Origin of the sequence: Candidatus Berkiella cookevillensis (assembly GCF_001431315.2) — a bacterium.
GTDB classification, from domain to species: domain Bacteria; phylum Pseudomonadota; class Gammaproteobacteria; order Berkiellales; family Berkiellaceae; genus Berkiella_A; species Berkiella_A cookevillensis.
The window spans coordinates 1559923-1586766 of record NZ_LKHV02000001.1 but is presented as its reverse complement, the minus strand read 5'-3'; the positions used below and the strand labels follow the sequence as shown (position 1 = coordinate 1586766).

The window sequence follows — 26844 nt, the reverse complement described above, 5'->3', positions numbered from 1 at the left end:
AGGAGTTATTTGTGACTGAAGCTCAAGTATCAGAAGCAGCGCAAGGTTTTTATGAGTTATCACTGGTAAAACAAGTTTTATTACTGGTAGGTATTTCGCTCAGTATTGCTGTGGGTGTGTATGTCGTGTTTTGGTCACAAACACCAAATTTTGTACCTGTCTATAATCAATTGGATAGCTTAAGTGCAGGTGAGGTAATGGATGCACTACAAAAAAGTGCGATTCCTCATAAGCTTGATTCACAGACAGGTTTAGTGATGGTGGAAGCTTCTAAAATATTTGAGGCAAGGATTAAATTAGCCCAAAATGGTGTAACAGGAAATATGGGGGCAGGGCTTGAAATTTTAGACAAAGATGCAGGTCTTGGCACAAGTCAATTTATTGAAACCACACGCTATATCAGAGGATTGCAAGGAGAGTTAGAGCGAACTATCTCTTCTATTCAAAATATTAAATCAGCACGCGTTCATTTAGCCATTCCTAAGCAAAGTGAATTTATCAGAAACAAGAAAAATCCAAGTGCCTCTGTTTTTGTAAATCTGTATGGCGGATATAATTTAGGATCTGAGCAAATTGCAGCTATTACACATCTTGTTGCTTCAAGTATACAAGGATTGTCAACGAAGGATGTGACAGTTATCGATCAGAATGGCAATCTCTTATCCACGACGGGTAATGATAAAATTGCAAATGCCTCTAAAAATTTAGATTTTGCTAAGAAAATAGAAGAAATGTACTCTTCAAGAATTGAAGATTTAATTGAGCCAATGGTAGGGATTGGGCAAATTAAAGCGAAAGTTACTGCTGTTGTTGATTTCACTTCTCAAGAAGAAACTTCAGAAAATTTTAATCCTAAAGCAGCAGTTGTGAGAAGCGAGAGGACCTTAGAAATCTCAAAAGAGGGCGGGGATTTTGTGGGTGGGGTTCCAGGGGCGCTTTCTAATGAGCCGCCCGTTCCAGGTAGCGCACCTGAAAGAATAGAAAATGACAATAACCCAGAAGCAAATCAATCTAATACAAAAAAAGAAAGTAAGAATCAAAAGCGACAAGCCACAAAAAATTATGAGATTGATAGAAAGATTACCCATCGTTCATCTGCACCTGGCCGTGTAGAGAGATTGTCAGTTGCTGTTGTTATTGGTGACAAAGTAAGCTATGACGCAAAAGGGAAAATGGTTAAAACACCACTTTCCGAAGAAGAAATGAAAAATGTTGAAAAACTCGTTAAAGATGCAATAGGTTTTAGTGAGGAGCGAAAAGATACCGTAACTATCATTAAATCAACCTTTGCAGAAAATGCACCTATTGAAGAGCTTGCGCCGCCGAGCTTGCTTGAAAAAACATGGTTTATGCCAATGCTTAAAAATATTATTGGTGGTATTGTTTTACTAATGCTTGTCTTTGTGGTATTGCGCCCTATGTTCAAAAACCTCACTAAAGTTTCTGCGCAAAAGAAAGAAATGTTGAAAAGAATTGCTTCAGAACAAAGTTTTAATGAGGCAGCCAAAGGTGTTCAAGGCGCATCTCCTTCATTAATAAAGGTAAAAGATATTGTGAATGAAGATCCTAAAAGAGCAGCACAAGTGATTAAAAAATGGGTTGAGGTAGAAAATGGCTGAGACAAAAGAGCGCCCAACAATTGAGCGTGCGGCTATCTTATTAATGATGTTAAGCCCTGCAGAAGCTTCAAAAGTGATGAAATATTTATCGCCTAAGCAAATACAAAGTTTAGGACAAGTCATGACCAATTTGCAGGATGTTGATAAAGAAAGCATGCAGAAAATTGTGTCTGATTTTATTGAGAAAGCGGAAAGTCAAACACATCTAGGTATTGATAATGCCATCCATGTGAGAGAAGTTTTGGCCAATACAATTGGTGAAGATAAAGCCGATTCTATACTGGATGATGCGCTGATGCAGGCCAATAACAAGGGCTTAGAAAGTTTAAAATGGATGGATCCAAAATCTATTTTTGATTTTGTACAATATGAGCACCCACAAATACAAGCTATTGTTTTAAGTTATTTAGATCCCGATCAAGCGGCAGAAGTATTAATGTGTTTTGATGAACAGTCACAGCTGGATTTGATTATGCGTATTTCCAATCAAGAAAGTATTGATACAGAGGCAATATCTGATCTTAATGAAATTATTATTGATCAATATGCTAATCGTCGCACCATTAAGCCCAAAATATTGGGTGGCATTAAAAAAGCAGCTGATATCATGAATTATGTTGATACAAATGTAGAAAGTGAAATTTTTGATGCAATGAAAGACAAAGATAACGATCTGGCAATTGAAATCCAAGAGTTAATGTTTGTGTTTGATAATATTAAAAATATTGATGATAAAGGCATACAGACTTTATTAAGAGAAGTGAGCACTGATTCATTGGTTGTTGCTTTAAAAGGTGCTGATGCGTCTATTAAAGACAAAGTAATAAAAAACATGTCTAAACGTGCAGCAACCTTATTGTTAGATGATCTGGATGCAAAAGGCCCCGTAAAATTGAGCGAGGTAGAAAAAGCTCAAAAAGAGATATTGGCAATTGCTAAGAAATTGGGCGATGCTGGTGAAATTTCACTCGGTGGAAAAGGTGAGGAATTTGTATAATGGATAAAGGAAAAAATATAAAAAATTGGTCACTTCCAGAGCATACTTTTTCAGGCGCGAATAACGTATCTCAAAATTACAGCAAAATAAGCCTGTCTACGCCACAAAAAAAAGCACTTGAGGAAATTGTAAAAAAAGAAAAAGAACAAGGCTATTTGGATGGTAAAAAACAGGGGTTGCAAGAAGTTTTACCACAAAAGGCTGCATTGTTGCAGCTTATGAATGATATGAGTAATCACTTTAGAGCGCAGGAAGAAATGTTTGAGCAAAAATCGCTTTATATCATTAATGAGATATGTAAAAAAGTGATTGCTGTTGAGTTGGCAAATCATGAAACAGCACTGAAAGCTATTATTCAAGATGCCTTATCTTTTTATCAAGATAATATTAAAAAAATTGTTATTGTTGCAAATAAAATGACAATTGATATGATGTCTCAAATGGATTTTTCTGGTTATGATATAAAATTTGTTGAAAACAATAGCTTTAATGATTTTCAGTTTAAACTAGATTCAAGCTCTCAAGTGATTGAGTTTGATGTTCAGAAAACAATTGCTAGATTTTTTGAGCCAAATTTAGTTAAAACGGGAACCAGCAATGACTAATCAAATCATGGATATTGAAAAATATCTTAAGACCGATGTTCAAGAATCTCGTTTTTTACAGTATGGTAAAATTTTTAAAGCATCAAATTATCTCATTGAAGCAACAGGTTTGAGCGCTAAAATTGGTACTTTATGTGAAATTGAAATTACGCAATCAGAAAAAGCGCTATTAGAAGTCGTCGGGTTTAAAGGCGATATTACTTATTTGATGGCTTATGAAGAGTTAACAGGACTTTCTCCTAATTTTGAAATAAAGCAGTTGAATGAATTTAGACAAAGCCCTATGGGCTTTGGTTTATTGGGTAGAGTGATAGATTCTTATGGAAGACCATTAGATGCTTTAGGTAAATTGAAAGATGTTGTGAATATGCCTTTTTCTACGGCAAAGATAAATCCATTAGAAAAAAGTAGAATTTCTGTGCCCTTAGATTTAGGGGTAAAAGCAATCAATGGCTTACTTACTGTGGGAGAAGGGCAACGTATCGGGCTAATGGCAGGTAGTGGTGTTGGCAAAAGCGTTTTAATGGGGATGATTGCGAAGTATTCAAAAGTAGATATCATTGTCATTGCATTGATTGGTGAGCGTAGTCGTGAAGTAAAAGAGTTTATTGAGGATAATCTTGGTTCAGCCTTGAGTAAAACAGTCATGGTTGTTTCTTCTGCGGATAGCTCGCCTTTGAACCGAATACAAGCTGCCGAATATGCCACATCCATTGCAGAATATTTCAGAGATAGCAATAAGCGCGTGTTATTTTTAATGGACTCTGTTTCAAGATATGCGCAAGCCATTCGAGAGCTTGGATTAGCATTGGGAGAGCCACCTACCACTAAAGGTTATCCACCTTCTGTTTTTACGAAGTTACCTAAGTTGATTGAGCGTGTGGGGAATGGAACACAAAAGGGGAGTTCTATCACAGCCATATATACTGTATTAGCTGAATCTGATGATATTCAAGATCCCATTGTCGATTGTGCTAGAAGTATTTTAGACGGACATATCGTGTTGTCTCGACGTCTTGTGGAAGTGGGGCATTTCCCAGCCATTGATATTGAGCAATCTATCAGTCGTGTTATGAATAGCATCATTTCTCCAGAACATTTGCAAGCAGCACGTTTGTTCAAACGCTATTATAGCCAGTATATGAAACAAAAAGATTTTATTTCTTTGGGCGCATATCAAGCTGGTAGTGACCCTGAGTTTGATAAAATCATCAAAAAGATGCCAGAAATCACAAAGTTTTTGCAACAGATGGTTAGTGAAAAATCAACCTTTGAAAATGATGTGCAGAATTTAAAAACAATTATTAACAGTTAAAGAGCTATAAAATGAGTGTCATTGATAAGTATAAAAAATTAAAAGCAATTTGGGATAGGAATCTTGGCTTTATTATCATTCGCGCACAAAATACTTCAGCAAAAATCAGGGCAGAACGTGAAAAAATTGCATTGTTAGAGTCCTATCTGTCTGAATATACCATACAAGATAGTGATAGCCAAGCACAGACGATGCATGATTTAAAATTAAAGCAAAATTTTAGCATTTACTTACGCACCAGTATTATTGATTTAGGTAATAATATTTCTAAACTTGAACAAGAGTTGCAATATCATAATAAACTGATTGAAATGTTACATTATAAGATATCTCAGATCGATAAATTGATAGATAGTGCAAATAAAGAAATTCAATACGAACAATTAAAAATGGAATCTAAAAATATAGAAGAGCTTTTTAGAAATTATACATTACATAATCATACGTCATAAGGAAATGTCATATGCCTATATCAGCACATACTGAAAATAATGGTCGTCGATTGCGCATACTGGTTGAAGGACGCTTTGATTTCAGTCAATTGCACCTCTTTAGAAATGCATATGAACAAATGGAAGAAAAACCAGACGATTATGTAGTGGATCTCAAAGCCTCTAATTATATTGATAGTTCTGCTTTGGGTATGTTATTGGCTTTGCGAGATCATGCCGGTGGCGATACAGCCAGTATTAAAATTAGCAATTGTCCACCAGATATTTTAAAGATTTTAATGATTACTAAATTAAATGAACTGTTTACGATTGAGTAACATATAAATATCATTGGCGATAGTGACAATATATTGACATTGCTAGATAGGACGCTTTTCTATCATAAATGTATTTTGGCATGGTCTTTGTATAGTGAGTAATATAGTCATTTGGTGATTGAGAATATGGAAAAGAATTTATTAGGTCTGCAAAACAACAACACGCTGACAAGTACTTTGACAGCGCCAAAAAAAACAAACAATATCAATGCATTGGACAGAGATAATACTGGCGTTGCTGTCAGACGAGATAATATTTATAAAAATATACAGGAACAAGCCAATCAATCCTCTGAACAGAAGACAAAGCCAAGAGGAAATAATTTGCCTAAAGATACGGCAGTAAGTGGCAACAAGGCTGCAGAAAAGCTACCTAATAACCAAGAAGCGAAAACAGAAACGACTGAGACAGATGAGAAAGCAGTTTCGACAAAGATAAATAACCAGCCGATGGCACAAAAAACGACGAGCAAAGATACAAGTGCTAAGAGCGATGACTTAGATGAAGATGGTGAGATTAATGTACTTATTAATCCTGAAGTTAACCACGAGGTAATGCCCGTTGTGGCAGAAGATGAATCTTCAGTATCTGTGAATGCAAGTCTTCCTCTGGTATCTACAGATATCGAACTTATCAAAACATCTGTGAATAAGCTTTTGTCACAAGAAAGCCCAGATACAATGAATGAGCATATTACAAATATTATCATGAATAATAGTGATGGATTTAAGAATACATCTGATTTTCCGACTTTGGTTGTTCAAGATGATGTTGTATTAGCAAACATTGATGAAATACAAGAAGACAGCAAAGCAATGAATGCAAAACTTGATCTTGATAAAGCAGATATTGAGGCTGAAGCTGCTATTCATAAAAAACTTGTTAAAGAACTTGCTTCAGCAGATCCTATCGATGAGTTTGCAATGCCAAAAGCAACCGTTGCGGTCATTGACAGTGTTATAAAGCCAGAACCTACAATGACTAAAGACAAAATGTCAGCCACAGATATTATGTCAAATACTCAAGTTTCTGATACAAAATTAATTACAAATGTACATGCCAGCAAATTAACCTATAAACCAGAAGCTAAGCCAGAAAACCCTTTATTTGATAAAATATTTCTCATGATTAATAAAAATGAAAACTCAGCAAAATTAATCATTGATCCACCAGAATTAGGTGCGCTAGAAATTAAGATATCTCAGCGTGAGGGCGCAACGCACATTGTGTTTAATGCACAATCAATTGCTGCTAAAGACGCTATCGAAGCGCAGATAAATGATTTAAGAGAAATATTTGGTCAGGAAGGGCTTAATCTTGGAGATGTGGGGGTATTTCATCAAAATGAGCAAAATAATAATGAGCAAAGCGCTAGTGGTAATGGTGGTTTTGCGCATACAAATGAAAGTGCTGGCGGTGAAAGCATTTCTCTGGTTAGGAATATAAAAGGCTTGGTTGATTTGTATGCATAATTAATTCTAGATAGTGATACAAAAAAATAGCAAAATAAATGTTTGGTCATAAAATATCTTGTCAATAGAACTGCTATTGTCTTCTTAGATTTACAATTTCTGTCGATTTTTTGACATCTAAAGTATAACCTCTTGAAATTACTGCTTTAAATCTTGGTACGATCTTTGCTTTTTCTCTGTAAAGAAAAATAAATTTATATTGTTGCTGTAAAAATAATAAGCCAAGAGAAGAACATCTATTATGAATGACGTCTTAAAGCAAGAAGAAATTGATGAATTGCTTAGCAAAGAGGATAGTGACTCCATAGTGGATCAAGATCCAGCTTTTCCTAGAGAATACGACTTTTCAATTCAGCCAGGATTATTACAGCACCGATTTTATAAGATTGAAAAGATCTACGAGCGCTTTATGAGAAAAGCCAAAGTTAGTCTTTTAAGCATTATGAAAAAGACAATTGAACTAAATGCAAAGCCGATGACCCTTGTAAATGGCAAAGATTTTTTGAGTGCATTGAGTGTTCCTACCAATATTAATATATTAAAGCTTAATCCACTCAAAGGAAATGCAATCATTTGTTTTGATGCTTGTTTGGTATATACCTTGGTTGAAAATTATTTTGGTGGCGATGGAAAAATCCACGGTAATATTGAGAGACGCAATTTTACGCTGACAGAATATAGAATCATTGATAGAGTTTTAAAAATAATTTTGCAAGATCTGAATACTGCCTGGGAAGAAGTACATACTGTTAAATACGAGCCTTCTTCTAAAGAATCTGATCCTAATATGATCACATGGATCCAGCCGCATGAGTTTTTCTTAATCAAAAAAATTAGAGTGGAATTGGAAGGCGGTGGAGGTGATATTATATTTGCCTTGCCTGTTTCAATGCTCGACCCTATTAAGTCAAAGCTAGAAAATAATAGCGAAAGTACAGAAAAAATGCAAAATAATGATGCCTGGATGGCAGCACTGCAATATGAAATATTGGAAGCTTCCGTCGATATCGGTTGTATTTTAGCTAAGAAAAAAATCAAAATAAAAGATGTGGTTAATTTTAAGTCAGACGATATCATTCCTATTGAAATTTCAGATATAAGTCTTTTAAAAATAAATGGAATACCTGTTTACGATGTGAAATTTGGCACACATGAAGGTAATTACGCCGTTAAAATCGTTGGGAAATTTGATAGAAAATAAGGGATGCAATGACAGACGAAAATATAGATGCTTTGGATGCTGCAACAGATTCTTCAAGTCAAAAAATGCCTTCTGGCGCACGATTTGAAGATTTAACCAATGAAAATAAAGACTCTAAAAATGATAATCCTGATCTTGATGTGATCATGGATATCCCTGTCAGTTTGTCATTAGAGGTTGGTAAAACTTCGATCAGCATTAGAAAGCTATTAAATTTAAATCAAGGCTCCGTTATTGAATTAGATCGCTTGGCAGGAGAGCCATTAGATGTTTTGGTTAATGGTACTTTGATAGCACATGCTGAGGTTGTTGTTGTGAATGATAAATTTGGTCTGCGTTTAATGGATGTGATTAATGCAGAAGAGCGAATTCGCAAATTATAGTTTTCGCACATGAGTTTTACCCGCAAGGGGCACAATGTCAGGGTGTTGTCTTCGCCCTCTCGCAATCCTCATGTACTTTTATGGGAACGAAGGTTGCTCGAGGCTTGACGCCTACTCGAAAAAACATGTGCTGTGACTATAAGTTAATAAATCTTTAAGTGGTCATGAGGGAAGAATGATTACAACTAGCCTTATGTCAAGCATCACACTCGCACTTGCATTGATCGTTACCATGATAGTGGTATTTGGTTTTGTTGCGAAAAAGACACAGCTTTTAAAAAACTATCAATTTAAAGATCTAGAAATAATGGGTGGCGCAAATGTGAGTAAAAAAACAAAAGTAGTTTTAGTAAAGGTTTTAGGTCAAAAGCTTCTGCTGGGTGTTTCTGACAATACAATTAACACGCTTCATGTGTTCAATGACGATTTTAATAGCCAATTTATTGCAAAGGTGAATGAACATGAGAGTCATGAGAACCATGAAAGCAACAACTAAGCGTGTAGTATTTGCATTAGGAATATTATTGCTGCCATCTATTGCTTTAGCGGGACAGTTTGATCTTGAGCTATTAAAAGTTTTGCCTGATAACAACGGTGCGCAGACTTATTCGGTAAATATTCAAATTTTAGCAATCATGACCCTGCTGACGATGTTGCCGGCAATGGTGTTGATGATGACTTCTTTTACAAGAATTGTCATTGTATTAGCTATTTTACGGCAGGCTTTGGGTATGCCACAGACGCCGAGTAACCAAATTATTATTGGTCTTTCATTGTTTCTTTCTTTTTTTATTATGACACCTATTATATCAGAAATTAATAACAATGTTTTGCAACCCTATATGAACGATAAAATAGATCAGAAAACAGCATTGACACAAGCTGTACTGCCTATTAAAAAATTTATGCTTGAACAAACTAGGGAAAATGATTTGCATCTTTTTTATGAGCTATCCAGAACAAATGCGCCTTTAGAGGAAGAGGCAGATAAAATACCTTTATCAATTTTACTGCCTGCCTTTATTACATCTGAACTTAAAACGGCTTTTCAAATTGGTTTTATCATTTTTATTCCTTTTTTGATTATCGATTTGGTAGTGGCCAGCGTATTAATGTCTATGGGTATGATGATGATGTCGCCTCTGATTGTGTCATTGCCATTTAAATTAATGTTATTTGTACTCGTAGATGGCTGGAATTTACTATTGGGAACGCTTGCTACAAGCTTTATAACAGGGGGATGAGATGGGCCCAGAATCTGTCATTGATTTATTTAGACAGGCATTGTTGGTTATCATTTTACTTGTCAGTATTATTGTAGTTCCCAGCTTAATTACAGGTCTTATTGTCAGTGTTTTTCAAGCTGCAACTCAAATTAATGAGCAATCACTGAGCTTTATTCCCAGATTATTGGTTACTTTTTTGACGCTTATTCTTGCTGCACCTTGGTTATCTTCTATTATTACAGATTTTACGCATTCAGTGTTTGACGTTATTCCGCAGTTGATAGGGTAACCGCTGTGTTTGCACCTTATGAATTAGATAATCTTATCTTTTATTTTGGATTACCCTTTGCACGTATTTCGGCGATGCTCATGGTGATGCCAATGTTTGGTGCTCAGTTTGTTCCTAAACGTCTTAAATTGTTTCTCAGTCTTGCCATTAGCCTGATTGTATTCCCTTTGTTATATGATAATGCCCCAATTACCCAAAATGCATTGACTTTCTTTCAGTTGATTTATCTGCTTTTAAAGCAAATCCTCATAGGAATTATGATAGGTTTATCCGTTCATGTTATTTTTCAGGCCTTTGTGATGGCGGCTGGAATATGTGCCATGCAAATGGGTTTGGGATTTGCTTCGATGGTTGATCCTCAAAATGGTGTTTCTGTTCCTGCCTTAAGTCAATTTTATTTAATGATTGTAACATTACTCTTCTTGTCTATGAATGGACATTTATTTCTAATACAAACGATTGTAGAGAGCTTTGATAAAATACCTGTTTCTTTGGCAAGTACCAAATTTATTAACTTTAATGAATTGATTACCTTGGGTAGTTGGATATTTTTAGGTGGCCTAAAAATTGCATTACCCACCGTAACAGCATTACTCATCGTGAATATGGCTATCGGTATAATGACAAAAGCTACGCCACAACTTAATATCTTTTCTCTTGGTTTTCCTGTAACCATGATTCTTGGTATGGTTATCTTGTGGTTCACCTCTGTAACATTGCTACCACAGTTTACAGAGATGTTTAATCAGCTCATTGAGAAAATTAACCAGTGGATGATCTAAGCAATGTCTGAAGACTCACAAGAACGGACCGAAGAAGCCACCCCGAAGCGACAGCAAGAGTCCAAAGAGAAAGGGGTTGTTGCGCGTTCTAAAGATTTTAACACCATGTTGCTACTTATTTTTGCAGGAGTAGGTTTTCTTTGTTTTGGCAATATGATTGCTGTTGATTGCTTAAAAATATTTACAATTGCCTTTGGGGCAGAAGATATTAATGTAATGGAAACTCAGGCAATGTTTACAATATTGCGTGAAGCAGGTTCACTCGGTGTATCTATTTTAACACCTTTTTTAATACTCTGTGTCGTTGCTTGTTTTTTAGGTCCTTTATTGGTGGGCAGTATTAATCTATCCATTCAGAATGTCGGCTTAAAATTTGATAGACTTGATCCGATCAAAGGTTTGAGCAAAATTTTCTCTATGAAAAGCATGATGGAGTTGGTCAAATCTATTTTAAAGCTTGTATTGGTGAGTGCTTTTTGCATTTTATTATTTTATATGTTTTTTGAGGAGATTTTGCATCTTTCTCAGCCAATGGTTACAAGTGCTATTGTGAAGTTTTTTAATATTGTAGAGTTTTCTTTTTTTATATTGTGCTCCTCTTTAGTTATCATTTCTATGATAGATGTGCCATTTCAAATATATGAGCACCATAAACAGATAAAGATGACCAAACAAGAAGTAAAAGATGAGTTAAAAGAATCGGATGTAAGACCAGAAGTTAAGAATAAACTGTTAAAGATTCAAAGAGATATTTCGCGGCAACGAATGATGTCTAATGTACCAGAGGCAGATGTCATTATCACAAACCCAACGCACTTTGCCGTTGCAATTAAATATGATGATAAGAAAATGAAGGCACCTAAGTTATTGGCAAAAGGCGCTGACAATATTGCAGAGAAAATAAGACAAGTTGCTAAACATCATGAAATTCCCATTGTGCAAATTCCCATGTTATCGCGTGCTATTTATTATAATACAGAGATAGATCAAGAAATTCCAAGTAGATTATATGTGGCTTGTGCTCAAGTTTTAGCATATGTTTATAAACTTAAAATGTTCAAAAAGGGTAAAGCGTCCAAACCTAAGTTGCCGACAAACATCAATGTTCCTAAAGATATGGTAAAGTAACATGCAAACGATAGTTGCCAACAATTATTTTAAATTTATAACAGGTATCGGCGTTGGTATCCCTATATTCATCATTTTGCTTTTATCAATGATGATTTTGCCTTTGCCACCTATCTTATTAGATATCTTTTTCACATTTAATATTACATTGTCCTTGATCGTGCTTTTGGCTTGTACTTATGCATTGCGGCCATTAGATTTCAGCATCTTTCCAACGGTTTTATTGGTGGCAACTTTATTACGCTTGGCATTGAATATCGCTTCTACACGGGTTGTGCTCTTAGAAGGGCATACAGGTACAGATGCGGTTGGCAAGGTGATTGAAGCTTTTGGCCATGTTGTGATTGGTGGGAATTATGCAGTTGGTATCGTCATCTTTATGATTATCTTGATCATTAACTTTGTTGTTATTACAAAGGGTGGTGGTAGAATTTCTGAAGTAAGTGCGCGTTTTACCTTAGATTCGATGCCTGGTAAACAAATGGCTATTGATGCAGACTTAAACGCAGGCATTATTAATCAAGAACAAGCTAAAGCACGACGTGATGAGGTTGCGCGTGAAGCTGATTTTTACGGCTCCATGGATGGTGCCAGTAAATTCGTGAGAGGGGATGCGATCGCAGGTGTTTTGATTCTAATCATTAATCTTTTGGGTGGATTTGCTATTGGCATTTTACAACATGATTTGTCGATGTCTGAGTCTGCTCGTATTTATACTTTATTGACAATTGGGGATGGCCTAGTTGCGCAAGTGCCTTCTATCTTATTATCAACGGCTGCAGCGATTATGGTTACACGTGTTTCTGCAAGCCATGATGTTGGTGATCTTGTTAAAATCCAAGTTTTCTCTCATTACAAACCATTAATGATTTCTGCGGTTGTTATGTTTATGCTAGGGATTATTCCAGGTATGCCTCATTTTGTTTTCATCACAGTGGCAGGGTTATTGGGGGGCGCTGCTTATTATTTATATCAAAAGACTTTAGAGAAAGAGGTAGGGCAAGAAGAAGGTATAACACTTTCTGAAAAAGAAGATAAAAAAGCAGAGCCTAAAGAAGTCAGCTGGGACGATGTTCAAAGTGTGGATCCTGTCAGCCTAGAAGTAGGTTACAAATTAATTTCTCTGGTTGATGAAAAAACTGGCGGAGAATTAATGCAAAAAATCAAAGGGGTTCGCAGAAAGCTTTCTCAAGAGCTTGGCTTTTTGGTGCCCTCTGTTCACATTCGAGATGATTTGGCATTACAACCATCACAATATCGTATTTCATTAATGGGCGTTGTGATGGGGGAATTCCAGGTGCATATGGATAAAGCGCTTGCTATCAGTTCTGGGAAGATATTTGGCAAGGTCGATGGTATCGATTGCAAAGATCCTGCTTTTGGTTTGGATGCTGTATGGATTAACCCAAGTCTTAAAGAACAAGCTCAAACAAAAGGCTATACCGTTGTTGATACTGCAACAGTGATTGCAACACACTTAAGTCAAATTGTTCAAGATCATGCCTATGAGTTGCTAGGACATGATGAGGCGCAAAAAATTATTGATAGATTAGCCAAACAATCACCAAAATTGGTTGAAGATCTTATTCCAGAGAAATTGAATTTATCGGCGCTGGTTAAAATTCTACAAAATTTATTGAGAGAGCATGTTCCGATTCGTGATTCTAAAACAATTGTCGAAACATTGTCATCTTATGCCTCAAAGAGTCAAGATCCTGCCATTTTAACAGAGCAAGTTCGAGTGAAATTAGGACGTATGATTGTACAGCAATTGATTGGGCCAGCGAGTCAAATGCCTGTTATAACGCTTGACTCAAAATTGGAACAAATATTGCAACAAGGTATTCAATCAGGAAAAGAGAATCCCGTGATAGAACCTATGTTGCTCAACCAAGTTCAGAAAAAGTTAGTAGAGTTTTCACGTAAGCAAATTGCAATGGGGAATCCTGTGATTCTTTTGGCTGCCAATGAATTAAGACCTGTCTTGTCTAAATTATTGCGTCCATCCATCAAAGAATTGTCTGTGCTGAGCTTTAATGAAATACCAGATGATAAACAAATTAATGTTATATCTACATTAGGAAATAGCTAGTATGAGTAAATCTTTTCAAGTAAAAAGATTTGTTGCCGGTTCTATTGCAGAAGCGTTGCATATGATTAAAAAAGAGCTGGGAGCAGAAGCTGTTATTTTATCTAATGAAACCATAGAAGGTAAGGTGCATGTTATTGCAGCACCTGCTGATCTTATGGATGATTCAACAGGCAATACACAGCATGCACATAAAACGGCCAATGCATTGTCCCGCTTAAAAAAATCGAAGGAAGAAGCACCAACTGTGAATCCTTATTTTTTTAATCGTGTTTCAAGTTCTGATGATAGATTTAGCAATGTGATTCTAAAAAAATCATCTGCCATAGACAATACGGATGCGATAGATGATTTTTCCTATTTGAACATAAAGAGTGAAATTTTATCTATCAAAAAAATGATGACTTCTCATTATCATGCTCAGTATTGGGAGCAGTTTCAAAAAGAAAATTTAATTCAAGCCATTGTTTACAAAAAATTGATATCCATTGGCTTTGAGGCTAAAACGATAGATTCTTTAGTCTCTCAGCTGCCCAATGATATTAGTTTTGATGAGGCCTGGATTTTTGTTTTAAATGCGGTTGTAAATAAAATCAAGTTGTACAAAAAAAACAAATCAATCAAAAGATACAATATTATGGCGGGGCCTTCTGGCTCTGGCAAAACCACAATGTTTGCAAAATTTTTAATGCAGAATGTTGAGCCTCAGTTTCATGAACAGATAGGCATTATTTTTATTAACCAGAACAAATTAACCACTGTGCACGAGGCTAAAGCTTTTTATAATATTTTTAACTTACCTTGTTTTTATGTGGAATCCATTACTGAGTTAGAAGAGGCGATTGCCTTTTGCTCTGATAAAAAGCAGATATTCATTGATATGCCATCCCCAAATATGATGGATGAAACGTGTAATGAATATTTGAATTATTTTAAGAAAATGAACGACGATCTGAATTTGTTTTATGTGATTCCTAGTTCTGTTGGTACAACTTATTTAAGTGCTTTATTTGATTTAACCAAAGAAATGAATGTTTGCGCACTTTCAATAACAAAAATTGATGAACACCCAAACTATATTCCTTTGTTAGATTTTTCGTTGCGTTTTGACGTGCCGATTGCTTACTTAAATCTGTCTTCTGTGATGACAGAGCCACTGATTGAAGCACATCGTTCTTCTCTTATCAAAGATTTGCTGATGGTTGTTAATCAATATGCTTTAGACCAAATTTCCATTGATGAAAAAATGGCAACTTATTTCATGGAGAAATTTAATAATGAATCCGAACTACAAGCCTCTGCCTCATAAAAAGCAAGTGATCGCAATCACGGGTGGTAAGGGAGGTATAGGTAAAACAAACACAGCCATTAATTTATCTATTGCTCAGTCAATGCTAGGGGAAAGAGTATTTTTATTGGATGCAGATTTTGGCTTGTCAAATATTGATGTTGCGCTTGGTTTAAAGCCAACGCTGACTTTAAATGATGTGATTGATGGGAAATGTGAACTGAATGATATTATTCTCAAAGGGCCTTTGGGTGTCAATATTATTCCTGCTGCATCTGGAGTGCAACGTCTTGTGCAATTACAACCATTAGAATATATGGGATTGATCGATGGTTTTAATTCGCTTAGTGATCAAGTTGATACTTTTATCATTGATACTGCAGCTGGTATTTCTGACATGGTTGTTAGATTTTCTTTGGCTGCAAATGAAATTATTGTTGTGCTTTCAGATGAGCCAACTTCGCTTACAGACGCCTACAGTTTAATCAAAATTTTAAATACAAAATATCAAATAAAAAGAATGAAAATACTGGTGAATATGTCCAGTAGTTTGACTGAGTCTAAGGAAATCTTTGCTAAGCTAACAAATGTAGCTGACAAATATTTAAGTGTGTCATTACACTTTTTGGGATGGATTCCAAACGATGAATATGTAAAGCGAGCAATTAAGCAACAAAAATCATTAATGGAGTTATATCCAAGTTCTAAAGCAGCGCAGCACTACAGAGAAATTGCTGCAAAGTTAATCGATATGAAAAAATCGCTTAATACGGATACTAATTCGGCACAGCTGTTTTTAGAGGATATGATTAAGCCACTGAATTTTATAGAGGTAAATACATGAGTGGTGCAAAGGCGTATCAATTAGTTGATAATACAGGTTCTGATTTTGTTCGGCAGCATGCTTCCTTAGTAAAAAAAATCGCCCATCATCTTTTGGCGCGATTACCACAGAATATTCAAGTCGATGATTTAATACAAGCAGGCATGATTGGTCTTATTGAAGCAGCACGAAATTATGATCATACCAAAGGCGCTGCATTTACAACCTATGCAGGCATTAGAATCAGAGGTGCGATGCTTGATGAAATTAGAAAAGAGGATTGGGCGCCACGCTCGGTTCATAAAAATATGAAGAAATTTGCGATTGCAATTCGAAGAATTGAAAATGAAACAGGCAGAGATGCAAAAGATGCCGATATTGCCAAGACACTTAATATTTCTTTAGAAGAGTATCACTCCGTCATACAAGATATGAATTGTGCAAAAATATTTGCATTTGATGATTTGGGCTTGAATGATGATTATTTAAGTCAGCCATCAGGTCAAAGCCAAATTCCTAGCCCTTTAGATGGTCTTCAACAAGAAGACTTTAAAAATAAATTGGCATCAGAAGTTGCGCATCTTCCAAACAAAGAAAAACTTGTTTTAGCGCTTTACTATGATGAAGAATTGAATTTGAGAGAAATTGGTGAAGTATTGGGTGTGAGTGAATCTAGAATTAGCCAAATTCACAGCCAGGCAATGGTACGACTACAGGCTAGACTCGATAAGTGGAAATAATTTTATACGGAAATAAGAGCATATGGATTCGCTCACGATTATAGGATTTATGCTTGGAGTCACTGCGATTTTAGCAGGGCAATATATAGATGGTGGCCAACTTTCAATGCTGCTCAATGTGCCTGCACTGATTATTGTGCTAGGTGGCACCTTCGGCGCAGTATTGTTAGAGTCACCTCATTTCGTATTTAAACGCGCTTTAGAAATCTTTCCTTGGGTTATTTTTCCACCCGATAAGCATTATTACAAAGATCTCAAAAACATCATACATTGGTCTATTTTAGCACGCAATGAAGGGATGCTTAGTTTAGAAAAATTTTTAACAAGTGATGAAATATCTTCTTATACACGTCGTGGTTTACAACTTATTGTCGATGGACATTCTTCTGACGTTATCAGAGATATTATGATGCACGAACTTGATGTTCGTGAGGTAAAAGATCTACAAGCTGCTAGAGTATTTGAAAGTATGGGGGGCTATAGCCCTACCATTGGTATTATTGGTGCTGTACTTGGACTCATTCATATTTTAGGGAGTTTAAACAAGCCTGAACTATTGGGGCCAGGTATTGCTGTGGCTTTTGTTGCTACGATTTATGGTGTTGCCTTTGCGAATATTTTTTGTATCCCTGTTTCTAAAAAATTAAAAAATCAAATTTTGAATAGAACCATCCAAAATTCTATGATCATGGAAGGGATCTGCGCGATTGCTAAAGGTGAGCATCCGCAAGCCATTGAGTACAAATTATTGAGTTATGTGAGCGATGATAATGCAGCAGCGTAGAGGTATTTCTAGCAAAATCGCACATGAGCCAGAATCTCATGATCGCTGGGTTGTTTCTTATGCAGATTTTATTACCTTACTCTTTGCTTTTTTTGTCACAATGTATGCATTATCTGTTGTGAATGAGGGCAAGTATAGAATATTGGCTGATTCACTGGGACTTGCTTTTTTAAATATTACACCTCTTGCCTATTCGGTTGAAGAAAATGAGCAAGGAGTTAGCAAAACCGTCAATCGTGCTGGTGAGCCAAATGGTCAATTAGGTTTGGGGGCATTGACACCTCATTTTTTAACAAAGCCAGCTTTTTTTGAATTAACAGATGAGATGCGTCATAAGCTTGAAGGTGGTATTGATAAAAGTTTGATGACGATTGAAGAAACGGAAAATTGGTTGGAACTTACTTTGAATACAAACGTGCTTTTTGCAATGGGTAGTGCAATTTTATTGCCAGACTCAGATAAAGTTTTTTTACCGCTTAGAGATATTTTATCGTCTTTTGCTTCTCCCATTCAAGTTGAAGGATTTTCAGATAATATACCCATAGAAAATGAACTATTTCCTTCAAATTGGGAGTTATCTGCCGCACGTGCTGCTGCTGTTGTGCGTCGATTTATAGAGTTGAAATTATCTCCAGAGCGCTTTGTGGTGACAGGCTATGGTTCTAATTTCCCTGTTGCAAGCAATTCAACTGCATTAGGCAGACAGCAGAATAGAAGGGTTGTGCTTGTTATTGCTAAAAATGAACGCATGAAAAGACTGCGAGAGAAAACTTTTAAAGAACCAGAGCCTGCGGTTATGGAAAAAGCAATAAAACAACAAAAAACGACAGGCGGTATAATGCCTTATACAATTTTGCCAAGCAGGACTCCAAGTACCGTGAATATCACTGAAATCAAAACAAATTCACTCAAGGAATGATGCAATGGATGCAAGTACATTGGTGCCGTATATTTTAGGGATTTCTTTTGTAACCACAACGGTAAGCGTTGCTGTTTCATGTTATGTTATTCATAGAGTGAATAAATATCGTACATCAATTCATGAAGTAAAATTATATCAAGAGTTATCGGATAATAAATTTTCGCAAGTTACGCAATCTTTAACACCCATGGGTGAACGTATTTTAGAACTAGAATCTAAGGTTTCAGGCTTTGCTGAAAAATTGACAAGTGTACAAAATCTTTTCCAAAAATCTAAAGAAATGAGTCAGGGACATTATCATCAAGCGCGTAAGATGATTGAGCTGGGTGGGGATGAAGAAACACTCATGCAGGATTGTGGCTTGACTAAGATTGAAGCGCAAATGATACGAGTATTGCAGGCTAAAAAGGCATCCCTTTCTAAATCTTAATTACAAAATGATTTAGGGACTGTTGACATTTTACTGACCTACTTCCCTCCACGTCCCGCAGCTTGTCCCTGAGCGATCCCCCCAAATTTTTTATCCTGAAAAAATTAGTTAATATGTCATGCCAGCGAAGGCTGGCATCTAGTACATATCAAGAATTAATTTAAACTATTAAAAGAAAACGCAGAATAAGTCTTGAATATTATTTATCAAGATAAATTCTGGATGCCAGCTTTCGCTGGCATGACACAGTATATTCTACTGTTTAAAGAAAATGTGTGCATCCCGTAGTGTCAACAGGAGAGGGAAAGTGCCATATCATTATTCTGTTTAGAAAAAATCTATTGCACAACGAAAAACTATGCGCTTGCTCGTCCCTCTCCTAATTTTAGGAGAGGGTGGCTGAAAGCCGGGTGAGGTTAATGCAAATTTAAAACAGCTCAATTAACCCTTAAAACTTAAACAAATTAAATTTTGTAAATAATGTAAGTGCAGATTTTTCTAATTGAAGTGCTAACTTAGAAAGAAATTTATCCGACATTTTTTGCTTTTCTTGATAGCTAATTTCAAAAACTTGGCGATCTTTCAAAGCTTCCATAATGAAAGCATCGCTGGTCTGTATTTTATCAATGAGTTTCTTTTCAAGCGCAAGCATTGCATGCCAGTGTTCACCGGTTGCTACTTCTGCAATATCAAGCATTGGTCTATGTTTGGATACATAATCTTTGAAAATTTGGTGCGTAACTTCGATTTCCTCAACGAATTTATCACGTTGCTTATCTGTATTTTCACCAAAAATAGTTAAAGTGCGTTTATATTCGCCTGCTGTATGTAACTCATAGTCAATGTTATTTTTTTCTAATAAGCGATGAAAATTAGGCATTTGTCCGACAACACCAATGGAGCCAATAATTGCAAAAGGAGAGGCAATTAATTCATTTGCAATACAAGCCATTAGATAACCGCCACTGGCCGCACACTTATCAATTGCAATGGTTAGCTTTAATTGATGATCGCGTATTCTATGAACTTGTGATGCTGCATGACCATAGCTATGCACATAACCACCAGCACTCTCTAGGATGAGGAGCACTTCGTCATTCTTATCAGCTGTGTCTATGATAGCGTTAATGCATTCTGTTAAGCCAAGGGATTCTGAGGCTTTCACATCGCCATCAAAGCGCAGAACAAATAATCTTGGTTTTTTGCTGCTTGATTTTTTTTCTTGCTTATTTTCTTCTTTCTCTCGCTTTTTCTCTTGTTTTTGCCAGGCTTTATAATCTGCTTTAGAGAGGATTTCCGATTGGACACCGTCTTTTACATCTTGAAATTTTTCATTCACATTGTTGATCAATAAAAGACCGTCTTCAGCTCTGGGTTTTTGTGTCATAGAGATGAAGCTTGCTAAAACAACAATAATTGCGAGAACAAAAGTCAGTGTTTTTGCGAAAAAGAGTCCATAGTTGCTTAAAAATTCAATCATCTAAATAACCTTAGTTTTTTGTCTAAACATATTTTATAGTGCGACCTTATTCTATAAAGGTTTGGGTGTAGATGCCATTCTGAAAGTGTTTTTTTGCAAAGCGCTTTAGTTAAACGACTTTTTGCGCTCTTGTGCCTGTGGTAAGATATTGTCTTTGCATTGTATGCTTGGGTGTCATCCTACAGTCATAGTCTTCGCACATAAGTTTTACCCACAAGAGAGACAATGCCAACCTTATGTTTTACCATGAATAAGCAAGTGAACTAAGTGAATTCTCCTTATTTGCTCAAAGTAGATAATCTGCAATACCAATTGTTTCATAAAATAATTATTCAGCCAGTCAGCTTTTTTTTTGAGCGTGGAAAATTATTACAAGTCATTGGAGCTAATGGTTCTGGTAAGAGTACCTTACTTAAATTATTAACGGGATTGTTGCGTTTTGATGAGGGAACAGTGAAGTGGTGCTTTGATGGAAGTAACGACTGTGACGTTCATCAAGCTCAATCTTACTTAAGCTATGTCGGCCATCAAAATGGCTTAAAAAAGGATATGTCTGTTTTGGAAAACATTGAGCTTTCTTTTATGGTTCTGTCTGAAAAAATTCTACCCAAAACTTGGAAAGAATCAGAAGATGTAAAGGCGCTTTTAAAAGCACTTGATCTTTATGCATCGCGTCATAAGCTCGTGAAAGCCCTTTCTTTTGGGCAGCGTCGAAAAGTTGCTTTGGCACGTGTCTTCCTGTTGAATAAGCCTGTGTGGATATTAGATGAGCCTTTTGTTGGATTAGATGAAAAGACAACAGACTTTGTAAAAAGCAGACTTGAAATGCATTGTGAAAAAAATAATAACGTTATTATTAGCAGTCATAGCCAACAAGATTTTTGCAGCATATCTAAGATGCATCTGCTTAGGCTCAATACTAGCTCTAGTGCTGTGACACATAATGATTAAAGTACTCGCGCATTATTTTACAACTGAATTGACACTGATGTTGAGAAACAAGGGGGATTGGATCCCTGTCTTGTTGCTCTATAGTTTGACGATTGCGCTCTTTGGTTTTAGTTTGAGCAGAGAATCTGAGCTGTTGATACGGGTAAGCCCTGTGGTTATTTGGGTAGCCGTTTTATTCTCAATGTTAACAATGAGTGAACTTGCACTCAGAAAAGATCTAGAAGAAGGGTGGCTCAGTCAGCTGAAATTAAGCCCATATCCGTTATGGCTTTTTATGCTTGCCAAGGCTTTGGCTTATTGGCTAGTGCTAGGTTTAGGCTTTATTGTATTGCTGCCAATTGTTTCATTCTGGCTGTATTTTAATGTGTCGTTGGCTGTTGGTTTAGGGCTTGTTTTTCTGATTACAACGCCAGCTTTAATTTTATTAATGATTTTAGCGGCATCGCTGACGGTAGGCTTACCGCAGCCAGGTTTATTATTAGGACTTTTATTATTACCGTTGTATACCCCTATTTTAATATTAGGCCAAAGTGCGGTAGCGACTTTGCAATTAATGCAAAAGCCTATGTTTGAATGTGCATTACTGGCAGCCATTTCTATCGTATGTGCTTTATTTTTGCCATTTTTGTGTAGCCTTACTTTACAACAGACAAGTGAAGAGTAACTGTGAATAGAATACTTAAATTTTTTGCACCTATTTGGTCTCCTAAGCAGTGTTATCAGATTTGTGCTGCAAGTAGACCATGGTTAGGGATCTTTGCCTTTTTAGCTTTGAGTTACGGTCTTGTGGCTGGATTGTTTATTGCGCCCGCAGATTATCAACAAGGTGATGCTTATAGGATTATTTTTATTCATGTTCCTTTTGCAATGCTATCTATGATGCTTTATGGCTTAATTGGCGTTTTAAGTCTTGGCTTTTTAATCTGGCGGCTCAAAGTTGCAGAGTTAATGGCTTATAGTTTGGCACCCATTGGTGCTAGTATGGCGCTGCTTGCATTGCTGACCGGCGCGATATGGGGTAAGCCAATGTGGGGAACGTGGTGGGTTTGGGATGCACGTTTAACATCAGAGTTAATTCTACTGTTTTTATATTTGGGGTATATCGCATTATATGATGCCATAAAGGCAAACCAACCTAAATCCTTGGCACCTGCAATATTGGCTGTTGTTGGGTTAGTTGATTTGCCTATTATTCATTATTCTGTCTATTGGTGGCAAACACTGCATCAAGGTTCAACCATCACGCGTTTTTCTAAGCCTGCAATTGATGTTTCTATGCTGTACCCCTTGTTATCGATGATTCTAGGTGTTTTACTGTTTTGCCTCTTTCTTTTAACATTGAGATTGCAAACTCAGATCTTGCAAAGTGCTGAGCACAGTGATTGGCTCAAAAATAATAAGGAAAGCACATGTTAGAATATCTATCAATGAATGGATATGGTGCATATATTTGGTCTTCTTATGCCATTAGTTTCTGCTTACTGGGTGGATTGTGGATACAAAGTGCTAGACATTTATCTCAACTAAAACGTCGTCTATTGAAGAAGAAGCTATCTCATGTCTCCTAAACAAAAACAAAGAATTTATATTGCCATGATTGGGCTGAGCGCTTTATGTCTAGCCGTTGCTTTAGTCTTATATGCATTATCACAAAATATTAATTTGTTTTTTACACCGACCGATATTGTTGAGCAGAAAGTCGATGCGAGTTCACAATTTCGCTTGGGAGGCATGGTTGTTAAAGACAGTGTGCAGCGTGAAAAAGAACTAAAGGTAAAATTTCGTGTAACTGACTTTAATCATGACATTGAAGTGCAATATCAAGGTATTTTGCCGGATTTATTTCGAGAAGGGCAGGGCATTGTTGCTCTTGGTAAGTTGGGCACTGAAAATAGCTTTGTCGCGAAGGAAATATTGGCAAAACATGATGAAAATTATATGCCCCCTGAAGTTGCCGCAGCATTAAATAAGAACAAACCTGTAGGTAAGTGAGCAACTTGCTCATATGCTTGTTCTTAGTTCTTCAGCAGATCATGATAGAATATTGACGAACTTTAACCTTTTTTATACGGAGATTATAAAGTGAAAAATGAAGCCAAAGTAGAGAAAAAACTATCCAATGAAGCACTTGATGCGATTGCCGCTGTTATTATTATTAGTGTTTTTGCTGCAGGCATTGTTTTTTGGCTAAGTGGTATGCCTTCTTAAATGCACACTGTTTGCGTTCGAAACCACATCAGCGAATATACTAAATGAGCTTTAATTAAATGAATGTTGTTATTCGCAGTAATTATGGTGATGAGTCGATTGCTTTGATTCAGTGGTTTCATCAGCATAAAACAGCCAATATAAAAAATATTTTTGTATGTTATATAAATACTGGTTGGGCAGCGCAAAACTGGCATCGGCAAGTTGAACAAGGTGAAGCTTTAGCAAAGCGCTATGGCTTTCAAGTCCTTCGTTTGGATGCGCCTTGTGACTTTGCAAGCCTAGCTAAGCAACGCAACAGCATACCCACACCTAAGTTTCAGTGGTGTGCAGGCTTTTTAAAAGGGATTCCCTTTCTACAATGGCTAGATGAAAATGATCCTGCAGGAGAGTGGTTAGTTGCATTACCTAAACGCCAAGCGATATACCGCAAGATTGTGCCAGAATATATTGAGCATTGTGAGCACCATGGAGATAGAACGGTGTGGCATCCTTTGTTGAATTTAGATAATGAACAAAGAAATGCGCTACTGAAAGCAGCTGGTTTTAGCCCTTTAAACCATCGTAGTTTGGAATGTAATCCTTGCGTTAATTCAAGCTTGCTGGAAATTAAAAACTTAGCTAAATTAGATCAAGAAAAGGTAGAAATACTTGAAGCAGATTTGAATCAGCTATTTTTTCCGCAATTTAATAAAAATATTCAGCTGATTGTTCAAGAGCAGGTAACTCAAAAAACTCATCAAAAAATGAATTTAAATCGAGAAGAAACACCCATGATGGATAAATTTTCCATGGGATGCGGGGATCCTTTTGGTTGTGGGTTATAGTCAAAATCCTTGATTTTTTGCGTTGTTGCTTAGTGCCTTAGAGAACAAGTAGGAACTAAATTTATAGGGAAGTTTTTGCATGACGAAATTGACACTTACAACGCTTGTCCTGTTATCAAGCTTATTAGCGGCTTGTAATAATACAGACTCAGAAAATGTTTCTTTAAATAGCGCAATCAAAGATTATAATGAAAAAAACTATGCGGAAAGTTTGCTGCATTTAAGACGCGCCATACAATTAAAACCAGATCAAGTTGAAGCCAGAAAATTAATCGCTGATGTACTGTTGAAAATTGGCGAACCACTAGAAGCTGAGCGCCATATTCGCAAAGCCATCGAGTTGGGTGCATCCAAAAATGAAACGCTTGTATTGTTGGGGATGGCGCTCATTAAACAAAAAAAATACGATGATACTTTGAATGCTTTAGATTCTGAAGGTGATCTACATTCTGCTCACTCAAAAGAACAGGCCATGATGAATGCTCTAAAAGGCCAAGCGCAATTGGGTAAAGGCTTATTGTCAGAAAGTATATCGTCTTTTAATCGCGCAATTGCCTTAGACTCACATTGTGTTCGTGCATATTTGGGGCTTGCCACCTTGTATCTGTCTCAAAATGAAAAAGAAAAAGCAGATGTATTGCTCAACAAAGCCTTTGAGATTAATGATAAAGATCCAGATGTTTGGACTTTTAAAGGAGATTTAGAAAGAATACAAGGTCATCTAAAGGATGCAATAAAATCCTATTCTAAAGCTGTAAATCTAAGCTTGCCAACAAGTTTGGAAAATCAATATGCACGTTTATATCGAGCATTGGTGTTGGCACATCAATCTAAGTTTGAAGATGCGTGGAGAGATATTCGTAAAGTAAAAATTATTTCTGGAGAGAATATTTATCTTAACTATGTGTCAGGGATAGTTTCCTTTTTACAGCATGATTATGCAAAATCTCAAAGTTCTTTAGAGCGAGTGATTAACATTGCGCCCGATCATTTGCTAGCCCATTTTCTATTAGGTACTCTTCATTATGTGAAGCAGCAACCAGAACAAGCACGCAAATATTTGCTCTATTTTATCAACAAAAATCCAGACCATATATTGGCGCAAAAAATGCTTGCAATGGTTGAGTTTAATTTAGGGGATGTTCAGAGTGCTGAAGCCAGATTGACTGCCTTGCTTGATAAAGATCCCACGGACAGCAGTACACTTAATATGTTAGGTCAGCATTATCTTTCAACCGGCAAGACAGAAAAAGGTCTTAACTTACTTGGAAAATCTTTAGAGGAAAATCCTCATTCTTTTGCTGTTCAATTAAAATATGGTATTGGTAGCTTAGAAATGGGCGAGTATCAACTGGCAGAAAAAGCCTTTAACCAGGCAATGCAAATAAATCATGATAGTATGCCAGCACAATTCTATCAATTTTTGAGTCTGCTAAAACAAAATAAGCCAGAAAAAGCAATTGAATTTTCAGATCAGTTACTTGCTCAAAACCCTAAAAATATAATGGCAAATAATTTCGAAGGCATTGCCTACATTGCTTTGCGCGATCTTGAAAAAGCAAGAGCACAATTTGATGCTTCTCTTGCAATCGATAAAGGCGATCCAACAGCGCACTTTAATTTGGCTAATTTAGATTATTCTCAAGGAAATAAAGCAAATGCTTTGGCGCATTTAAAAACAGTTGTCGAGCATCATCCTAAATTTGTGCGAGGTTATTTGAAACTGGCTCAGTATTATAATCTTGAGAATGATCAAGCATCCGCACAAGCTTGGTTGCTTAAGGCGTTAGAACATGCACCCAATGATTTGCAAGCAAGTCTTGCTTTGTCGAAAATATATGTCACAGAGAAACGTTTACCTGAAGCTTTGTCTGTCTTATCAAGATTAACACCTGAGCTACAAAAATCGCCTAAAGTGCTTTTGGCATTGGCAGAGATTTATGGATTGACCGAACAATATGCATTGGCGCAACAAACACTCAATCAATATGAAATGAATTATACGCATCTGATACAATCTGAAAATTATCTCTCTTTAAGAGCATCATTATATAGCAAAGAGGGACAATTTGAGAGGTCGGCACATTTATATCAGCAATTACAAAAGAAACATCCTCATCCACGTTGGGTTATAGACTTAGCAGCTAATTATTGGTTGGCCCAAAAAGAGCCTATGGCAATCTCCACGCTGGAAAATTGGCTTGATAAATATCCTAAAGATGGTGTCGCGCAAATTAGTCTAGCGAACTATTACCTGTTGCTTAAAAACAACAAAGAAGCGCTCAAAGCATATATTAAAGCAGATAGTTTGGTGCCCAATCATCCCATTATCTTAAATAATATGGCATGGTTGCTGAAGGAAAGTGATCTCAATCTGGCATTTGAAATTGCAGAGCGTGCGCTAAAACTTTCTCCTGATTTGGAGGATGTACAACACACTTATAAGGTGATTGCAGATCGGAAAAAAGTCAAAGAAAGCCAGGGGTAAAAAAGTAATTGAATCTTAGGAGGGTAA

30 protein-coding genes are annotated in these 26844 nt (G+C 36.4%); 29 read left to right on the top strand and 1 reads right to left on the bottom strand.

The annotated features are described in order from the left end of the window. Positions 1 to 11: 11 nt before the first annotated feature. The 21 genes from fliF (at position 12) to CC99x_RS06645 (ending at position 18863) form a co-directional block, all read left to right on the top strand. Positions 12 to 1619: a flagellar basal-body MS-ring/collar protein FliF gene (gene fliF / locus CC99x_RS06745; protein ID WP_057622410.1), complete on the top strand. Its 1608-nt coding sequence runs from the start codon at positions 12 to 14 to the stop codon at positions 1617 to 1619. Continuing rightward, on the top strand, positions 1612 to 2616 hold the full coding sequence (gene fliG, locus CC99x_RS06740) for a flagellar motor switch protein FliG (RefSeq protein WP_057622411.1): 1005 nt from the start codon (positions 1612 to 1614) through the stop codon (positions 2614 to 2616). Before fliF ends, fliG begins: the two co-directional genes overlap by 8 nt. Further along, positions 2616 to 3221, top strand: coding sequence for a FliH/SctL family protein (locus CC99x_RS06735; RefSeq protein ID WP_057622413.1), 606 nt, complete (start codon positions 2616 to 2618; stop codon positions 3219 to 3221). Before fliG ends, CC99x_RS06735 begins: the two co-directional genes overlap by 1 nt. Then, positions 3214 to 4536, top strand: coding sequence for a FliI/YscN family ATPase (locus tag CC99x_RS06730; protein WP_057622415.1), 1323 nt, complete (start codon positions 3214 to 3216; stop codon positions 4534 to 4536). Before CC99x_RS06735 ends, CC99x_RS06730 begins: the two co-directional genes overlap by 8 nt. Positions 4537 to 4547: 11 nt before the next feature. Further along, a complete protein-coding gene (locus tag CC99x_RS06725) occupies positions 4548 to 4988 on the top strand; it encodes a flagellar FliJ family protein (protein WP_057622417.1) in 441 nt (146 codons plus the stop codon). A gap of 11 nt (positions 4989 to 4999) precedes the next feature. Beyond that, positions 5000 to 5305, top strand: coding sequence for an STAS domain-containing protein (locus CC99x_RS06720; RefSeq protein WP_057622418.1), 306 nt, complete (start codon positions 5000 to 5002; stop codon positions 5303 to 5305). Positions 5306 to 5431: 126 nt separating this feature from the next. Beyond that, positions 5432 to 6778 carry a flagellar hook-length control protein FliK gene (locus CC99x_RS06715; RefSeq protein ID WP_057622420.1) on the top strand — a complete coding sequence of 449 codons (1347 nt, stop codon included), beginning with the start codon at positions 5432 to 5434 and terminating at the stop codon, positions 6776 to 6778. Between the two features lie 241 nt (positions 6779 to 7019). Beyond that, positions 7020 to 7979 carry a flagellar motor switch protein FliM gene (gene fliM, locus CC99x_RS06710; protein ID WP_057622422.1) on the top strand — a complete coding sequence of 320 codons (960 nt, stop codon included), beginning with the start codon at positions 7020 to 7022 and terminating at the stop codon, positions 7977 to 7979. 8 nt (positions 7980 to 7987) lie between these two features. Next, on the top strand, positions 7988 to 8362 hold the full coding sequence (gene fliN, locus CC99x_RS06705; protein ID WP_057622423.1) for a flagellar motor switch protein FliN: 375 nt from the start codon (positions 7988 to 7990) through the stop codon (positions 8360 to 8362). Between the two features lie 175 nt (positions 8363 to 8537). Then, complete coding sequence (locus tag CC99x_RS06700; RefSeq protein ID WP_057622425.1) at positions 8538 to 8858, top strand: flagellar biosynthetic protein FliO; 321 nt, start codon at positions 8538 to 8540, stop codon at positions 8856 to 8858. Then, positions 8824 to 9606: a flagellar type III secretion system pore protein FliP gene (gene fliP, locus CC99x_RS06695; protein WP_235528014.1), complete on the top strand. Its 783-nt coding sequence runs from the start codon at positions 8824 to 8826 to the stop codon at positions 9604 to 9606. Before CC99x_RS06700 ends, fliP begins: the two co-directional genes overlap by 35 nt. Before the next feature lies 1 nt (position 9607). Beyond that, positions 9608 to 9877 carry a flagellar biosynthesis protein FliQ gene (gene fliQ, locus CC99x_RS06690; RefSeq protein WP_057622428.1) on the top strand — a complete coding sequence of 90 codons (270 nt, stop codon included), beginning with the start codon at positions 9608 to 9610 and terminating at the stop codon, positions 9875 to 9877. Between the two features lie 5 nt (positions 9878 to 9882). Then, positions 9883 to 10659 (top strand): flagellar biosynthetic protein FliR, encoded by a 777-nt coding sequence (gene fliR, locus CC99x_RS06685; protein ID WP_057622430.1) that lies wholly within the window; start codon positions 9883 to 9885, stop codon positions 10657 to 10659. A gap of 3 nt (positions 10660 to 10662) precedes the next feature. After that, positions 10663 to 11787 carry a flagellar biosynthesis protein FlhB gene (flhB, locus tag CC99x_RS06680; protein ID WP_057622432.1) on the top strand — a complete coding sequence of 375 codons (1125 nt, stop codon included), beginning with the start codon at positions 10663 to 10665 and terminating at the stop codon, positions 11785 to 11787. Position 11788: 1 nt separating this feature from the next. Then, positions 11789 to 13879 (top strand): flagellar biosynthesis protein FlhA, encoded by a 2091-nt coding sequence (gene flhA, locus CC99x_RS06675; RefSeq protein WP_057622434.1) that lies wholly within the window; start codon positions 11789 to 11791, stop codon positions 13877 to 13879. Position 13880: 1 nt separating this feature from the next. Beyond that, complete coding sequence (locus CC99x_RS06670) at positions 13881 to 15185, top strand: flagellar biosynthesis protein FlhF (RefSeq protein WP_057622436.1); 1305 nt, start codon at positions 13881 to 13883, stop codon at positions 15183 to 15185. Beyond that, positions 15154 to 16008: a MinD/ParA family ATP-binding protein gene (locus CC99x_RS06665; protein ID WP_057622437.1), complete on the top strand. Its 855-nt coding sequence runs from the start codon at positions 15154 to 15156 to the stop codon at positions 16006 to 16008. Before CC99x_RS06670 ends, CC99x_RS06665 begins: the two co-directional genes overlap by 32 nt. After that, positions 16005 to 16727 (top strand): RNA polymerase sigma factor FliA, encoded by a 723-nt coding sequence (locus CC99x_RS06660; protein ID WP_057622440.1) that lies wholly within the window; start codon positions 16005 to 16007, stop codon positions 16725 to 16727. Before CC99x_RS06665 ends, CC99x_RS06660 begins: the two co-directional genes overlap by 4 nt. A gap of 22 nt (positions 16728 to 16749) precedes the next feature. Continuing rightward, complete coding sequence (locus CC99x_RS06655) at positions 16750 to 17511, top strand: flagellar motor protein (protein ID WP_057622442.1); 762 nt, start codon at positions 16750 to 16752, stop codon at positions 17509 to 17511. Next, positions 17498 to 18430 carry a flagellar motor protein MotB gene (locus CC99x_RS06650; RefSeq protein WP_057622443.1) on the top strand — a complete coding sequence of 311 codons (933 nt, stop codon included), beginning with the start codon at positions 17498 to 17500 and terminating at the stop codon, positions 18428 to 18430. The genes CC99x_RS06655 and CC99x_RS06650 overlap by 14 nt, the downstream gene beginning before the upstream one ends. Positions 18431 to 18434: 4 nt before the next feature. Continuing rightward, positions 18435 to 18863 carry a DUF2802 domain-containing protein gene (locus tag CC99x_RS06645; RefSeq protein WP_057622445.1) on the top strand — a complete coding sequence of 143 codons (429 nt, stop codon included), beginning with the start codon at positions 18435 to 18437 and terminating at the stop codon, positions 18861 to 18863. Between the two features lie 448 nt (positions 18864 to 19311). Here CC99x_RS06645 and sohB read toward each other — a convergent pair whose 3' ends face one another. After that, complete coding sequence (gene sohB, locus CC99x_RS06640) at positions 19312 to 20343, bottom strand: protease SohB (protein ID WP_057622447.1); 1032 nt, start codon at positions 20341 to 20343, stop codon at positions 19312 to 19314. Between the two features lie 267 nt (positions 20344 to 20610). Here sohB and ccmA point away from each other — a divergent pair, with 267 nt between their 5' ends. From ccmA to prsT, 8 genes are all read left to right on the top strand, one after another. After that, positions 20611 to 21294 carry a heme ABC exporter ATP-binding protein CcmA gene (gene ccmA / locus CC99x_RS06635; RefSeq protein WP_057622449.1) on the top strand — a complete coding sequence of 228 codons (684 nt, stop codon included), beginning with the start codon at positions 20611 to 20613 and terminating at the stop codon, positions 21292 to 21294. Further along, a complete protein-coding gene (locus tag CC99x_RS06630) occupies positions 21287 to 21958 on the top strand; it encodes a heme exporter protein CcmB (RefSeq protein ID WP_057622451.1) in 672 nt (223 codons plus the stop codon). The genes ccmA and CC99x_RS06630 overlap by 8 nt, the downstream gene beginning before the upstream one ends. 11 nt (positions 21959 to 21969) lie before the next feature. Then, complete coding sequence (gene ccmC / locus CC99x_RS06625; protein ID WP_057623199.1) at positions 21970 to 22710, top strand: heme ABC transporter permease CcmC; 741 nt, start codon at positions 21970 to 21972, stop codon at positions 22708 to 22710. Further along, a complete protein-coding gene (ccmD, locus tag CC99x_RS06620; protein ID WP_077065307.1) occupies positions 22704 to 22862 on the top strand; it encodes a heme exporter protein CcmD in 159 nt (52 codons plus the stop codon). The genes ccmC and ccmD overlap by 7 nt, the downstream gene beginning before the upstream one ends. Then, the gene (gene ccmE, locus CC99x_RS06615) at positions 22852 to 23286 is read left to right on the top strand and encodes a cytochrome c maturation protein CcmE (RefSeq protein WP_057622453.1); all 435 of its coding nucleotides are present in this window, start codon (positions 22852 to 22854) and stop codon (positions 23284 to 23286) included. Before ccmD ends, ccmE begins: the two co-directional genes overlap by 11 nt. Positions 23287 to 23376: 90 nt before the next feature. Further along, complete coding sequence (locus CC99x_RS06610) at positions 23377 to 23502, top strand: hypothetical protein (protein WP_057622455.1); 126 nt, start codon at positions 23377 to 23379, stop codon at positions 23500 to 23502. Between the two features lie 59 nt (positions 23503 to 23561). Further along, positions 23562 to 24329, top strand: a complete 768-nt coding sequence (locus tag CC99x_RS06605; protein WP_057622459.1) for a hypothetical protein — start codon at positions 23562 to 23564, stop codon at positions 24327 to 24329. Positions 24330 to 24408: 79 nt separating this feature from the next. Continuing rightward, positions 24409 to 26817 carry an XrtA/PEP-CTERM system TPR-repeat protein PrsT gene (gene prsT / locus CC99x_RS06600; protein ID WP_057622462.1) on the top strand — a complete coding sequence of 803 codons (2409 nt, stop codon included), beginning with the start codon at positions 24409 to 24411 and terminating at the stop codon, positions 26815 to 26817. Positions 26818 to 26844: the final 27 nt, after the last annotated feature.

Coding starts and splice junctions, on each gene's coding strand:
- CC99x_RS06630 (WP_057622451.1), top strand. CDS start 21,287: ATGATTAAAGTACTCGCGCATTATTTTACAACTGAATTGACACTGATG.
- fliP (WP_235528014.1), top strand. CDS start 8,824: ATGAGAGTCATGAGAACCATGAAAGCAACAACTAAGCGTGTAGTATTT.
- CC99x_RS06725 (WP_057622417.1), top strand. CDS start 4,548: ATGAGTGTCATTGATAAGTATAAAAAATTAAAAGCAATTTGGGATAGG.
- fliN (WP_057622423.1), top strand. CDS start 7,988: ATGACAGACGAAAATATAGATGCTTTGGATGCTGCAACAGATTCTTCA.
- fliM (WP_057622422.1), top strand. CDS start 7,020: ATGAATGACGTCTTAAAGCAAGAAGAAATTGATGAATTGCTTAGCAAA.
- fliQ (WP_057622428.1), top strand. CDS start 9,608: ATGGGCCCAGAATCTGTCATTGATTTATTTAGACAGGCATTGTTGGTT.
- CC99x_RS06655 (WP_057622442.1), top strand. CDS start 16,750: ATGGATTCGCTCACGATTATAGGATTTATGCTTGGAGTCACTGCGATT.
- ccmE (WP_057622453.1), top strand. CDS start 22,852: ATGTCTCCTAAACAAAAACAAAGAATTTATATTGCCATGATTGGGCTG.
- CC99x_RS06665 (WP_057622437.1), top strand. CDS start 15,154: ATGAATCCGAACTACAAGCCTCTGCCTCATAAAAAGCAAGTGATCGCA.
- sohB (WP_057622447.1), bottom strand. CDS start 20,343: ATGATTGAATTTTTAAGCAACTATGGACTCTTTTTCGCAAAAACACTG.
- ccmD (WP_077065307.1), top strand. CDS start 22,704: ATGTTAGAATATCTATCAATGAATGGATATGGTGCATATATTTGGTCT.
- CC99x_RS06660 (WP_057622440.1), top strand. CDS start 16,005: ATGAGTGGTGCAAAGGCGTATCAATTAGTTGATAATACAGGTTCTGAT.
- CC99x_RS06645 (WP_057622445.1), top strand. CDS start 18,435: ATGGATGCAAGTACATTGGTGCCGTATATTTTAGGGATTTCTTTTGTA.
- CC99x_RS06605 (WP_057622459.1), top strand. CDS start 23,562: ATGAATGTTGTTATTCGCAGTAATTATGGTGATGAGTCGATTGCTTTG.
- CC99x_RS06650 (WP_057622443.1), top strand. CDS start 17,498: ATGCAGCAGCGTAGAGGTATTTCTAGCAAAATCGCACATGAGCCAGAA.
- prsT (WP_057622462.1), top strand. CDS start 24,409: ATGACGAAATTGACACTTACAACGCTTGTCCTGTTATCAAGCTTATTA.
- flhA (WP_057622434.1), top strand. CDS start 11,789: ATGCAAACGATAGTTGCCAACAATTATTTTAAATTTATAACAGGTATC.
- CC99x_RS06715 (WP_057622420.1), top strand. CDS start 5,432: ATGGAAAAGAATTTATTAGGTCTGCAAAACAACAACACGCTGACAAGT.
- CC99x_RS06735 (WP_057622413.1), top strand. CDS start 2,616: ATGGATAAAGGAAAAAATATAAAAAATTGGTCACTTCCAGAGCATACT.
- CC99x_RS06670 (WP_057622436.1), top strand. CDS start 13,881: ATGAGTAAATCTTTTCAAGTAAAAAGATTTGTTGCCGGTTCTATTGCA.
- CC99x_RS06720 (WP_057622418.1), top strand. CDS start 5,000: ATGCCTATATCAGCACATACTGAAAATAATGGTCGTCGATTGCGCATA.
- fliG (WP_057622411.1), top strand. CDS start 1,612: ATGGCTGAGACAAAAGAGCGCCCAACAATTGAGCGTGCGGCTATCTTA.
- CC99x_RS06700 (WP_057622425.1), top strand. CDS start 8,538: ATGATTACAACTAGCCTTATGTCAAGCATCACACTCGCACTTGCATTG.
- flhB (WP_057622432.1), top strand. CDS start 10,663: ATGTCTGAAGACTCACAAGAACGGACCGAAGAAGCCACCCCGAAGCGA.
- CC99x_RS06730 (WP_057622415.1), top strand. CDS start 3,214: ATGACTAATCAAATCATGGATATTGAAAAATATCTTAAGACCGATGTT.